The following is a 12,971-nucleotide window of genomic DNA, read 5'->3' as shown; positions in this document are numbered from 1 at the left end:
AGTTAAAGTAAAAATAAGCAAAATATTTTTAACTAAACAAGGCTTGTTGTGTAAAAATAAAAATTTAATAGTAAAATGATTCAAACATTTATAAATCTTTATTCAATTATTATGAAATAAATACTAATTTTAAGCTTGCGTAATCCGAAAAGCTTACAGATTAGGAGATAATTAAACGATAACTATGAAAAATTTAAAGAAAATTGAAAGAAAAGAATTGAAAACTATTTCAGGAGGAATTGATAAATGCTATGATCTCAGAGAATCTCCAGATGATCCTTGTCAGGAACTTAATAATCAAAATAATGGTTGTTATAGAATGAATAGTTGTACAATGTTATGTACGCTTGTTCCATGTTTCTAACGGAATTATTATAGTAAAATGGCTGCCTATAGGGCAGCCATTATTTTTTATTTTTTAATCAATCCTAACTCAATCAATCTTTCATGCAGGAATTCTCCGGCAGTAGTATCTTCGTATAATTTTGGATTGTTTTCATCTACACAGTTCTCAAGTGCATTTAAAGACATTGCACTGATAGGATGCATAAAGAAGGGAATTGAATATCTTGAAGTACTCCACAATTCTCTTGGCGGATTTACCACTCTGTGGATGGTAGATTTCAATTTGTTGTTGGTATGTCTTGACAGCATATCTCCGACATTGATCATCAGTTCGTCAGGCTCTGCAATAGCATCGATCCATTCTCCATTATGGTTCTGAACCTGAAGACCTTTACCTTGTGCTCCCATTAGAAGGGTAATAAGGTTAATATCACCATGTGCAGCTGCTCTTACTGCATCATCCGGTTCTTCAGTGATTGGCGGATAGTGAATGGGTCTTAAAATAGAATTTCCTTCTGCGATTTTGTCATCAAAATAAAATTCATCTAAACCAAGATGTAATGCTAAAGCTCTCAGCACGTACTGTCCTGTTTTCTCAAGCATTTGGAATGCCTCTTTACCTACTTCATTGAATTTTGGAAGTTCATCAACGATTACATTGTCAGGATACTCAGTTCTGTACTTGGAATCATGAGACAGGTACTGTCCAAAGTGCCAGAATTCTTTTAAGTCTCCTTTTTTGAAACCTTTTGCAGTTTCTTTACCGAATCCTACATAACCTCTCTGGCCTCCAATTCCGGGAATCTCGTACTTTTGTTTCGTTTCCACAGGCAGGTCAAAAAAGTTTTTTACCTCTCCATACAAATCATCTACCAGGTTGTCATCAAGAAAGTGGCCTTTTAGGGCTACAAAACCAATTTCTTCATAAGCTTTTCCGATTTCATTTACAAATTTCTGTTTGCGTTCCGGGTTGTCCGAAAGGAAATCACGCAGGTCTACACTAGGTATTTTATCCATTTTTAGAAATTTACGAACAGCAAAATTACATTTTTTTTAATTTAAATGATTTTAAAATCATTATTTATAAGTTAAATTTGCTGTATGAAAAAATATTCTTCTAAGAGAAGTATCCAAATACTTGCACATCTTCTTCAGCAGTACGGAATTGCAGATATCGTCATCTCTCCGGGGTCAAGAAATGCTCCTTTGGCCATTCATTTTTCAGAGGTAGATAGTTTTAACTGCTACAGCATTGTAGACGAAAGAAGTGCTGCTTTCGTGGCAATGGGAATGGCGAAAAGTGAGAAAAAGCCGGTAGCAATTACGTGTACCAGCGGATCAGCAGTAGTCAATTATTATCCAGCCATTACAGAAGCATTTTATCAGAATGTTCCTCTTTTGGTGTTAACAGCTGACAGGCCGACGGATTTTGTTGATATTTTTGATGGGCAGACGATCAGACAGAAAGATGTTTTTCATCAGCACTCTTACGGTGATTTTCAATTGCTGGAAGACAGTAAGGAGAATGCGGAAGATATTAATTTCGACACGATAAAAAAGGCGATCGAGCTTTGTTTTGAAAAACAAGGGCCTGTACATATTAATATTCCTTTGGAAGAACCATTGTACGAATTGGTTTCTGAACTTCCGACTTTCCCGACAGTTGAAAAAACAATCAAGCATAGAGATTATGAAATCCCATCCAATCTGATTGCAGAATGGCATACTTCACAGAGAATTATGCTGTTGGTGGGAACAAGAGATTACAGTCCGGAACTTGAAAATCAATTGACGCAGCTGGTAAAAAACCATTCTGTTGTGGTATTGAGTGAAGCGAACTCCAACTTATATCATGAAAAGTTTTTCAGACATATAGACCGTTATATTTTTAATTTTACGGAAGAAGATTATAAAACATATGCTCCTGATCTGTTGATTACAGTAGGACAGAATGTAGTTTCCAAAAAAGTAAAGCAATTCCTGAGAAGTGCCCGTCCGAAACAGCACTGGCACCTGGATGAAGTATGGCAGCCGGATACTTATTTTTCACTGACTGAAAAAATAGAAGTAAAGCCTGAAGTTTTCTTCTCAAAACTGCTGAAATTTATCAATCTGGAGCCAAGACCTTACTTTAATCTCTGGGATGTTTTAAGGGACAAAAAAGATGCTAAGCATGAGCAGTTCTTAAATACAATTGAATTCTCTGATTTCTATTTTTTCAATAAGGCTTCCCAAACGGTTCCTGAAAATTATAATATTCATTTTAGTAACTCATCAGGGATCAGATATGCCCAGCTGTTTGATTTCGGGAAGAGAAAGATATACTGCAACAGGGGAACGAGCGGTATTGATGGATCTACTTCAACAGCAATGGGATTTGCCATCAAAAATGAAAATCCAACCTTGCTGATCACTGGAGATCTGAGTTTCTTTTATGATATCAACGGGCTTTGGAATCAGTATATTCCACCATTTGTAAGAATTATGATCTTCAATAATGGTGAAGGAAATATCTTTAAAATCATTCCGGGACCAGGAAACGCCAATCCAAATACGCTGGATGAGTTTATTGCTACAAAACACCGTAAAAATGCAGAATCTTTGGCCAAGCATTTCGGTTTTTCCTACATCAGAGTGGAAGATGAACTTACTTTGGACAGAGTTCTGGAAAACTTCTTCAAGCCAGATGCACAGCCGAAAATCCTTGAAGTGAACACTCACGGGAAGAACAGTGCAGACGTTCTGAAGTCGTATTTTGAATTTATGAAATAGATTTAAAGATCAAGATATTCTTCATTGCCCGGCAGATTGATAATTCTGTCGATGGAGTAGATGAACATGTCATCAAAATCATTCAACGCATTAATGATCTGGAAATGGGAGAATTGCTTTATATTCTGTAAAGTGATTTCCGTTTCTTTGATCTTTTTATGCTTTAAAAGATGCTGTCTCTGTACTCCGTTCAGCAGATAGGTAGAAGGGGTAAACCAGTCTTTTCCCTTTAAAAATAAAAGGTTGGAAAAAGAAGTATCCGTGATATGATTATTTTTGACGATGATAATTTCTTCTGTCTTGGCTTTCATCTTCATTTTATCCAGCTCCTTACGATCTTCAAACTTGAAAGAATAATCGAAACTGTTGTTTTCTACCAGCTGAAAATCCTGAATTTCAGGAATGGCATAGGGAATCATCTGTGTCCTGATCTTTTTATCAAGGTCATAGGCAATTCTTAGTTTAAAAAGACCATCTTCATCGTGCTGCAGACTTTTATAGATTTTGGCCAGATCGATAGAGTCTTCCTTTCCGAAATGGGAAAACGTTTGATTGACACGCTTCTGATGCAGATCCAATAAAAAAACCTCCTGATCTTCTACCTTAATACTTTCAATGAATTGGGACATAGATTTTATTTTTCATTTCCTGATACTCGTCTTCTAATTTACTCATATGCGTTATACCGCCTCCGCTTTTGAAATAAAGTTGATCTCCTTCTTTTTCAATAAAGCGTATCATGACACAGCTGTCAACATTCTGACCGTCAAACCATCCGCAGACTCCTGTATAATATCCTCTGTCATATCCTTCTGCATTCAGAATAATTTCCAGTGTTTTAGGTTTCGGAGCTCCTAAAATAGAGCCCGCAGGAAGCAGTTTTTTCATAATGCTTCCTATCCTGCCGATAAATTCAGATTTTACTGTGCCTGAAATTTCGGAACTCATTGCGTACAGATCTTTCTGCTGTGTTTTGATAAAGTCAATATGCTGAAACTGATCTACCTTTACATCATCGGCCACCATGCTCAGATCATTCCTAAGCAGGTCTACAACAGTGTAATGTTCTGCTTTTTCCTTTTTATCATTCTTCAGGATTTCTGCTGCATTTTCAATGGAAGCATCAATTGTTCCTTTCATCGGATACGTCAAAATTTTGCCATCAATGATCTTTACAAAAGTTTCAGGAGAAAAAAATACAAAAAAATCTTTATAAAATACCTTATACTTAGCATTTGAGTGATAAAAAATTTCTTCTAAGGTTAAATTGGTCTCTATCTTCGTTTTTCTGGTATAATTTACTAGATAAGAGTTTCCCAGACGAATATTTTTCTGAACTTTATCAAATCCGATTTTAAAGCTTTCCTGTGTTTCCGGAAATGATTTCCATACCACTTTTTTGTTAAGATCGTGTACTGTTTTAATGTTGTTAAAATCTTGAAAATCAATTATTAATCCTGATTTTTCAATCTCTTTCTCCTGGTATATTTCAACATTCTCCGAAAGAAAGTCGATCACGAAAAAATAGGGAACCTTCTGAAGAGAAAGTTCGTCCATTTCCATAAATTTTTGATGATTCACTGAAAACATTCCGCAAAAATAATTATTGATGTTTACTTTTGCATAAATTTTTTATGATGCAGAACAAATATCCTCAGAAACCGGGAATAGATTTTATATTGAAGCAGGCATTTTTCTACTGGAATAAAACACTCGTTTTTCAGTTGATGTTTTCAATCATCTTTTTTGGAATATTTCTTACCGCAATTATGCTTTTCGGACAGAAGTATGACGTTTTTTCATATAATAAAGAATTACAGGAAGCCTTTATGGAAGGAACCCAGGCTTATCTGAAAAAAATGGAAGAAATAACGGCTACTGAAAATTATCAGATGTTCACACTGGCAATCTGGGGAACCACAGCATTTTTATATCCATTGAATCTTGGGATGTTTCAGATCTTCCGTAAGCTTGATCTCAGGGAAAATATTGTAATAGGTGATTTGTTTGTAGGATATAACGGACTTAACTTTTTTAAATATGTAGGATATTTCCTTTTCTGGTTCTTCATTTACAAATTTACTATTCCTACAATAATACTGGCAGTACTTTGGGTTGCGGTGACTCTATTTGTCGCTCCGCTGATGTTTTTTACCAATAAAAGGATTTTCGAAGCTATCTCTCTGAATTTTAAAGCGTTTAAAATGTATTTTGTTGAAATAATGGTTTGTGTGATTGTGGCTTTTCTGTTTAAATATTTAGGATTCGCCTTATTTCTGATAGGTGGACTTTTCACTTTCCCCTTTTGGAATGCCATGATTTACTCACTTTATAAAACCATTTTTTCAGAGAAAATTTAAATTTCGTCCCTGTTTAATATGATTTTTTACTAAAAAAAACTAAATTTGGTCAAAATCATTAAATATTTAAACTATGTCTGAATTTAACGAATTTGACCAACAAGGCTCTGTGCCTAACAGAGATACGGGGTCTATTATTTCTCATGCTTTTGAAATGTATAAAGGAGTCTTCGGTTATGGAATCGTAGCGATGGTTGTTTACCTGATCGGAGGATCTGTTATTCAAATGCTTACTGGGTTTGACTCTGCTTCCATGGTTGAAGAAATGAAATCAGGAGGAGAATTTAATTACTGGAGTGCTCCGGGACTTCCTTTATATATGGGAGTTTCCAGTCTTTTCGGTCTTTTATTATCCCCTCTGTATGTAGGATTGATCTATATGGTGAATAAATACAACACCAAAAATCCGATTGAATTTTCTGATCTTTTCATTGGATACCGTCAGAATTTTGTTAATATCCTGATCTACAGTCTTCTTTCCGGAATCATTTCGTCTGTGGCACTGGCATTGTGTGTGCTGCCGATCATTTTTGTATATCCTTTCCTTTTAATTGGGTATCCTATTCTTTTATTTGAAAATGCTTCAGCAACAGAGGCTTTGGGGAAATCGTTCAATATTGCTAAAGAAAATTATGGAACATTTTTGTTAACGGGTTTCCTCGGTTTCCTGATTTCTATTGCAGGCGTTGTTCTTTGCGGAATAGGAGTTATTTTGACGGCACCATTTATTATGATTGTCATGTACTCTACTTATTGCGCTTTCTTAGGAAAACCAAGACAAATTATGTACAGCAAGTAAAATAGAAAAGCATGATGAATAAGGACAAGCAAATAAGCAGTGTTGCAATAAAGCAGGTGTCATTGCTGGCAATCATTCTTGTATTGACGGGATTGATCTGTTTTAATCTGGCATTGTTTATTCCCTCGGTTCTGGGAGCAATTACCATATATGTAGTCTGCAGAAAATACAATTTTTATCTGCAGGAAGAAAAAAAATGGAAACCTTCCCTGGCCGCCTTTGCATTAATGTTTGCAAGCCTTATTGTTCTTATTCTTCCCATCTATTTTATTGCTGATCTGATTATTGATAAACTGGGAAATGCACAGGCATATATGGCCAAATTCAATATTTTTCTGGACAAGATACATACTTATATTTTTGATAAAGTAGGATTTGATATTCTCAGCAAGGAAAATATGACAAAGCTGAAGGATTCTGTAGGAAAGATTTCTACTTCTGCGCTAAGTGGGACATTCAATACCCTTACGGTGGTTATGTCCATGTATTTTATTCTTTATTTTATGCTGGAAAAACCCAGGTTATTTGAAAGGATTTTAAGTAATGCTGCACCTCTTAAGAGGGCCAACATTTCCCTGATTGGCGATAAAATGAGGAAACTGATTATGGCCAATGCTATCGGGATTCCTGTTGTAGCAGTAGGACAGGGAATAGTTTCTCTGATAGGATATATAATCTTTGGTGCTCCGGGACCTGTATTATTATTTGCCCTTACAGCTGCTTCTTCGGTAATTCCTGTAGTAGGAACTGCTATTGTTTATGTTCCGGTATGTATCTTTATGATTGCTGAAGGAAATACGGGGCCGGGATTAGGATTGGCCGCATACTGTGTAGTGGTGGTAGGTCTTACGGACAACCTTCTCCGTTTTACCCTTTTAAAGAAGCTGGAAAATATTCACCCTTTAAATACCGTATTCGGAATTATCATGGGAATGAATCTGTTTGGCTTTATGGGGCTTATTTTCGGGCCTATTCTGATCTCTCTGACCCTTTTGCTGATTCAGGTGTACAGAAATGAATTTTCGGATGAAGAAACGCCTCCGGATCTCGAATTACCAAATCAGAATGATCTTCAGGAAAAATTAATTTAAGTATAAAAAGTGGAAGGTATAAATTCTGAAATATTAAAAGAAATCTGCGTTATCAAAATGCCTTTTGGTAAGTACGAAGGAACAATCCTTGCAGATCTTCCGATCAGCTATCTGGAATGGTTCAACAGAAGCGGAATGCCCAAAGGAAAACTGGGGATGCAGCTTGCAACCGTCTATGAAATCAAGCTGAATGGGCTGATGGACCTTTTAATTCCTATTAGGGCAGCAGTAAGAAATGGATTGTAAAAATTAAAATATAACAACCGGTTAAAAAGTTTCGGCGGCATCGAAGATGCCTCCGAAACTTTTTTATAATCAATTATTTAAGCCTTCAAAGCTTCAATTTCATCTCTCAGCTTCGCTGCCTTAATAAAGTCAAGGTTTTTTGCTGCAGCTTCCATTTCTTTCTGCTTCTGGGCAATCATTTTATCAATATCTTCGCTTGCATAGCTGGCTTTTGTTTCCGCCACCTTCTGAAGAATTTCTTTCTGAGTATATTTTTCATCCGGGAAGTCTTTGCTTCTTCCGACAAGATTTTCAGAAATCTTTTTATTCAAAGCTTTTGGTTGAAGTCCATGTTCTTCATTATACTTCATTTGCTTGGCACGGCGGTATTCTGTTTCATCCAGAGTTGCCTGCATAGATTTGGTGATTTTATCGGCATACATGATCGCTTTTCCGTTCACATTCCTTGCAGCACGGCCTACCGTCTGGATCATAGATCTTCTGCTTCTCAGCATTCCTTCTTTATCTGCATCTAAAATAGCCACTAAAGAAACTTCAGGTAAGTCTAAACCTTCTCTTAAGAGGTTTACTCCTATAAGTACGTCGAAAAGTCCCAAACGAAGGTCCTGCATGATCTGAATACGTTCCAGGGTCTCAACATCCGAGTGGATATATCTTGTTCTGATTCCGAACTTGGTGAAGTATTTGGTAAGCTCCTCTGCCATTTTCTTCGTTAAGGTAGTCACCAGGACCCTTTCATCGGCATCAGCTCTCTTCTGGATTTCTTCCATCAGATCATCAATCTGATTTAAAGTAGGTCTTACCTCAATGATAGGATCAAGAAGTCCTGTAGGACGGATAATTTGTTCTATATAAGCTCCTCCGGTTTTCTCCAGTTCGTAATCGGCAGGTGTTGCAGAAACATAAATTACCTGGTTCTGCATGGCTTCGAATTCCTCAAACTTTAAAGGCCTGTTGTCCATCGCAGCAGGAAGTCTGAATCCGTATTCTACCAATGCTTCCTTACGACTACGGTCACCACCGTACATGGCATGAACCTGTGGAACCGTTACGTGGCTTTCATCAATCACCATCAGAAAATCTTTAGGGAAATAATCAATCAGACAGAAAGGTCTGCTTCCCGGAAGACGCCCATCCAGATACCTGGAATAGTTTTCAATTCCGGAACAGTAGCCAAGCTCTTTAATCATCTCAAGATCCAGTTCGGTTCTTTCCTGAAGTCTTTTGGCTTCCAAAGGTTTTTCGATAGAGTTAAAGAAATCAACCTGCTTCACCATATCATCCTGAATCTCTCTGATAGCGCCGTTTAAGGTTTCTTTTGAAGTGACAAAAAGATTGGCTGGATAAATCTGAATCTGGTCAAAATTAGACTCCACATTTCCCGTTAAAGGATCAAAACTTTGAATCTTTTCAATTTCATCTCCAAAAAACTGGATTCTGATCGCATTGTCTGCATACGCCGGAAAAACATCAATGACATCCCCTTTTACACGGAATGTACCTCTTTGGAATTCATTTAATGTTCTGGCATATAAAGCATTAACGAGTGAATGAAGCAGAGCGGTTCTTGTTACTTTCTCGCCGATGGCAATAGAAATCAGGGATTTGTGAAACTCTGTTGGATTTCCGATACCATATATACATGAAACTGAAGCAACAATCAAAACATCCCTCCTTCCTGAAAGAAGGCTGGCCGTAGCGGAAAGACGTAATTTCTCAACCTCTTCATTGATGCTCAGGTCTTTTTCAATATACGTTCCGGTAGTGGCAATATATGCTTCAGGCTGGTAATAATCATAGTAGCTCACAAAGTATTCCACCGCATTTTCCGGAAAGAATTCTTTAAACTCCATGAAGAGCTGTGCTGCCAGTGTTTTATTGTGTGCCAGAACTAGTGTAGGACGCTGAACGTTTTGTATAACATTCGCAACAGTAAAGGTTTTTCCGGAACCAGTTACTCCCAGTAGCGTCTGATATTTCTCACCGATCTCTATTCCTTCGGTAAGCTTTTCAATAGCTTGGGGCTGGTCTCCGGTAGGTTTATATTCTGATTGAAGTTTAAAATCCATATAACAAAAATACAAAAGAAATGATAAGACTGTATAATGTTTTGAAGGTGAATATTTTGATTATAAAATTTTAACAGATTATCCTTGTAGTTTTGATTTTTTGAAGCTAAACAAAACAATTGAAAAAATAAAAAGTGCTAATTATTAGCACTTTGTTGTTATGGACGTGTAAAGGTCATTGTTGCGGGGATCTTTAATACTGAAGCAATGGCTTTTCCATCCTTCATTGCAGGCTTCCAGTTGGTTTCATTACTTATTTCAGTGACCGTTTTTAGAAGCTCCCTGTTTAGGATTTCGTTTTCCCCAGAAGTCGTTACCTCTGTCGTTTTTCCCATCTCATTAATATGAATATAAGCGGTAGATGTTATAGTTCCGCTATAGCCTCCCAAATTACTTACATCCACATTTCTGCTTATTTTGATTTTTAAGTCTTTATCCCCACCAGGATATTGCGCCGGAATTTCATTAGAACTCTGTTGAGTATTGATAACTGTATTTGTTTTTTTACCTTCATCTATTCTTGGAACTATTGTATCCGAAACTTTTTTTAATTCCTCTTTTTTGAAACCTGTTATAGCGGATGTCTGCGCTTCTTTTGTTTTTTCATGGTATGAAGGAGTAACTAAATTGGTTTGATAAGGTCTTTGATCTCCAATTTGGGTTGGCATTTCTGTTATTTTTTCAGAAAAAAGAAAATGATTGGGATTCTCAGCATATGTTCTTTCGGAAAATAAGACTACTGCAGAAATTAAAACAGTGATGCCGACTGTTTTTTTTAACAGACTAAATTTTGTTTTTTTTGTTTTCATCATAATAAATCTTTTTTTGGTGTTATTAAAATTAAATGAATGAGTCAAAGGTGGGTTTTGATGATTTAGAATTTCTTCAAGAATAAGATTCTGATATTCTTTGATGTCGCAATTGTTTTTCATAACAGCTTCATCCGCCAGGAATTCATGATTGGTGATAATAGCTTTGTTATAGAGTAAAAGAATGGGGTTGAACCAACTAAAAATCCTTAAAACATTCAAAATCAATATGTCTATACTGTGCTTTTGTTCAATATGGGTCTTTTCGTGAATGAAAATTCTTGGATCTATCACGTTATTATTCATATAGCTTTCCCCCATATAAATTGTTTTCCAAAAACTGAAGGGAGAAAGATTTTCTTTTGTCAATAATATAGTATGTTTGTGGTAAAAGTGTTTCCTTCCGGATATTCTTGCGATTTTAAGTAAGGAAATAAGGTTTCTCAACAACAGAAATGAAGTGATCAATATGTAAATTCCCCACATCATATTCGTCAAGTTAAAACTTCCCTGCTCCTGCGGAATGACAACGAGTTGTTGTGCCGTTTCTTCAATAACTAATTGAGGTGTTTTTGCGCTGTTATGAGTTGGCAAAGTAATGGTAATAAACGGAATTGCATATGAAAGCAATAATGAGCTTAGCAAATACACACGGTTAAATCTAAGGATTCTTTCTTTTTCCAAAAACAGAAAATAGACAGTAATGAAAATAGAAGAGCAGAGGATTATTTTTAAAACAATAGCAATCATCTTTATTCTTTTATCTGTTTGTCAATAATATCACGAAGCTCTTTCAGTTCCTTCTGGCTAAGTTTTGAATTGGAAGTAAAAAAGGAGGCAAACTGTGTTACAGAGCTGTTGAAAAAACGGTCAATCATGGAAGTCATTTCTTCCTTGAAATATTCCCCTTTCTCTACTTTTGGATAATATTCGCGGGAATTTCCATACAGTTTATAGCCAACCAGTTCTTTATTCTGCATTCTTTTAAGTAATGTAGCAATAGTTGATGGTGCAGGTTTGGGTTCTGGTGAGGCTTCCAGAATATCCTTCATGAAAACGGTTTTCTTTTCCCAAAGAATTTCCATAAGGATTTTTTCAGAATCTGTCAGTTTAATCTCTTTCATTCTACAATTTTATAATTTGTTCTACAAATGTAGAATAAAAATTAATATTTACAAACTTTATGGCATTATTTTTCCATTCATTTTTTTACATCTAATCATAATGCTATGAAAATCAATCAATTTTATGTCCCGGCAATAAGCCTTTTTCTTATTTTATCTTCATGTAAGGAAAATCATGCAAATGCCCAGAAAACCGGAAATGATGGCAGTGTAGAAACGGAAAATCCTAATTCTGACTACAGGCCGGCATTTCAAGGACAGACAAGAATTAAGGCTGTGAAGACAACAACAGCATATATTGTAGAGGTATTGAATAAAGATTTGGGAAGACCCTGGGGAATTATCAATTTGCCTGACGGAAGGTTTCTTATTACTGACAAGAACGGACATATGAATGTTGTTTCAACAGACGGAAAACAAATTTCAAAAATAGAAGGCTTTCCAAAAGTAGATTCTAAAGGACAGGGAGGAATGCTGGATGTGGCTCTTGATCCCGATTTTAAAACCAATAATATAATTTACTTCAGCTTTTCTGAACCGTTCGGAAAAGGAAACTTAACTTCTGTAGCCAAAGGAAAGCTGTCTGCAGATCTTAAAAATATTTCAGAAGTAAAAGTTATTTTCCGTGCAGAACCTTCCTACGATGGAGATAAACATTATGGAAGCCGTCTGGCTTTTGATAAAGACGGATATTTATTTGTCAGTACAGGAGAAAGATCGGATAAAGTAACCAGGGCATATGCTCAGAAAACCGATAATTATCTTGGAAAAATTTTGAAGATTACAAAAGATGGTAAGCCTGCTCCCGGAAATCCTTTTATCGGAAAACAAGGCTATAAGCCAGAGATCTATGCTTATGGCGTCCGTAATCCGCAAGGGTTGGCAATTGATCCTGCTGGAAATTTATGGGATGTCGAAATGGGACCAAGAGGAGGAGATGAAATCAATCTCATTAAGCCGGGCAAAAACTACGGTTGGGGAGATGTGACGTATGGAATTGAATATTCCGGTGATAAGGTAGGCCAGGGCATTACACAGAAAGAAGGAACTGAACAGCCGGTTTATTATTGGGATCCGGTGATCTCTCCAAGTGGGGTTACTTTTTACACCGGAAATATTGATGAATGGAAAGGAAACCTCTTCATCGGATGTTTAAGTGGAGAACATATCGACAGAATTGTCATGAAAGATAATAAAGTAGTAGGAGAAGAACGTCTTCTGGCAGATCAGAAAGAGCGTTTCCGGGATGTATTGAATGGATTGGACGGAAACCTGTATGCCGTAACAGACAGTGGTAAGCTCTATAAAATTTCAAAAAAATAAAAATAAAACTCCTGAAGATTCTCAGGAGTTTTT

13 protein-coding genes are annotated in these 12,971 nt (G+C 36.3%); 7 read left to right on the top strand and 6 right to left on the bottom strand.

Going from position 1 to position 12,971, the window contains the following annotated elements; translation table 11 throughout:
• Window positions 1-184: 184 nt before the first annotated feature.
• Complete coding sequence (locus EL165_RS26665; protein ID WP_002984092.1) at window positions 185-364, top strand: bacteriocin-like protein; 180 nt, start codon at window positions 185-187, stop codon at window positions 362-364.
• A gap of 47 nt (window positions 365-411) precedes the next feature.
• On the opposite strand, the gene EL165_RS15255 is transcribed toward EL165_RS26665, so the two are convergent.
• Window positions 412-1,362 carry an isopenicillin N synthase family dioxygenase gene (locus EL165_RS15255; RefSeq protein ID WP_002984089.1) on the bottom strand — a complete coding sequence of 317 codons (951 nt, stop codon included), beginning with the start codon at window positions 1,360-1,362 and terminating at the stop codon, window positions 412-414.
• Window positions 1,363-1,446: 84 nt separating this feature from the next.
• Here EL165_RS15255 and menD point away from each other — a divergent pair, with 84 nt between their 5' ends.
• A complete protein-coding gene (menD, locus tag EL165_RS15250; RefSeq protein WP_002984087.1) occupies window positions 1,447-3,117 on the top strand; it encodes a 2-succinyl-5-enolpyruvyl-6-hydroxy-3-cyclohexene-1-carboxylic-acid synthase in 1,671 nt (556 codons plus the stop codon).
• A 2-nt stretch (window positions 3,118-3,119) separates the two neighbouring features.
• On the opposite strand, the gene EL165_RS15245 is transcribed toward menD, so the two are convergent.
• Window positions 3,120-3,746, bottom strand: a complete 627-nt coding sequence (locus EL165_RS15245; RefSeq protein ID WP_002984084.1) for an aminotransferase class IV — start codon at window positions 3,744-3,746, stop codon at window positions 3,120-3,122.
• Window positions 3,730-4,707 carry an aminodeoxychorismate synthase component I gene (locus tag EL165_RS15240; protein WP_002984081.1) on the bottom strand — a complete coding sequence of 326 codons (978 nt, stop codon included), beginning with the start codon at window positions 4,705-4,707 and terminating at the stop codon, window positions 3,730-3,732. The genes EL165_RS15245 and EL165_RS15240 overlap by 17 nt, the downstream gene beginning before the upstream one ends.
• A gap of 44 nt (window positions 4,708-4,751) precedes the next feature.
• Between EL165_RS15240 and EL165_RS15235 the strand changes: the two genes are divergently transcribed.
• The 4 genes from EL165_RS15235 to EL165_RS15220 all read left to right on the top strand — a co-directional run bounded on the left by EL165_RS15235 (window position 4,752) and on the right by EL165_RS15220 (window position 7,613).
• The gene (locus tag EL165_RS15235; RefSeq protein WP_002984077.1) at window positions 4,752-5,477 is read left to right on the top strand and encodes a hypothetical protein; all 726 of its coding nucleotides are present in this window, start codon (window positions 4,752-4,754) and stop codon (window positions 5,475-5,477) included.
• A gap of 73 nt (window positions 5,478-5,550) precedes the next feature.
• Window positions 5,551-6,276, top strand: coding sequence for a hypothetical protein (locus EL165_RS15230; RefSeq protein WP_002984076.1), 726 nt, complete (start codon window positions 5,551-5,553; stop codon window positions 6,274-6,276).
• 11 nt (window positions 6,277-6,287) lie between these two features.
• On the top strand, window positions 6,288-7,367 hold the full coding sequence (locus EL165_RS15225) for an AI-2E family transporter (protein ID WP_002984071.1): 1,080 nt from the start codon (window positions 6,288-6,290) through the stop codon (window positions 7,365-7,367).
• Between the two features lie 18 nt (window positions 7,368-7,385).
• On the top strand, window positions 7,386-7,613 hold the full coding sequence (locus tag EL165_RS15220) for a DUF3820 family protein (protein ID WP_041462123.1): 228 nt from the start codon (window positions 7,386-7,388) through the stop codon (window positions 7,611-7,613).
• Window positions 7,614-7,690: 77 nt separating this feature from the next.
• Here EL165_RS15220 and uvrB read toward each other — a convergent pair whose 3' ends face one another.
• The 3 genes from uvrB to EL165_RS15205 form a co-directional block, all read right to left on the bottom strand.
• Entirely contained in the window at window positions 7,691-9,682 is a 1,992-nt protein-coding gene (uvrB, locus tag EL165_RS15215) for an excinuclease ABC subunit UvrB (protein ID WP_002984065.1), read from the bottom strand.
• A gap of 158 nt (window positions 9,683-9,840) precedes the next feature.
• A complete protein-coding gene (locus tag EL165_RS15210; RefSeq protein ID WP_002984061.1) occupies window positions 9,841-11,241 on the bottom strand; it encodes a M56 family metallopeptidase in 1,401 nt (466 codons plus the stop codon).
• Between the two features lie 2 nt (window positions 11,242-11,243).
• The gene (locus tag EL165_RS15205; protein ID WP_002984057.1) at window positions 11,244-11,615 is read right to left on the bottom strand and encodes a BlaI/MecI/CopY family transcriptional regulator; all 372 of its coding nucleotides are present in this window, start codon (window positions 11,613-11,615) and stop codon (window positions 11,244-11,246) included.
• Between the two features lie 105 nt (window positions 11,616-11,720).
• Here EL165_RS15205 and EL165_RS15200 point away from each other — a divergent pair, with 105 nt between their 5' ends.
• Window positions 11,721-12,938 carry a PQQ-dependent sugar dehydrogenase gene (locus tag EL165_RS15200; RefSeq protein WP_002984055.1) on the top strand — a complete coding sequence of 406 codons (1,218 nt, stop codon included), beginning with the start codon at window positions 11,721-11,723 and terminating at the stop codon, window positions 12,936-12,938.
• Window positions 12,939-12,971: the final 33 nt, after the last annotated feature.

The sequence above is a fragment of the Chryseobacterium gleum genome (assembly GCF_900636535.1).
GTDB lineage: Bacteria > Bacteroidota > Bacteroidia > Flavobacteriales > Weeksellaceae > Chryseobacterium > Chryseobacterium gleum.
This window is presented reverse-complemented; position numbering and strand designations above follow the sequence as displayed.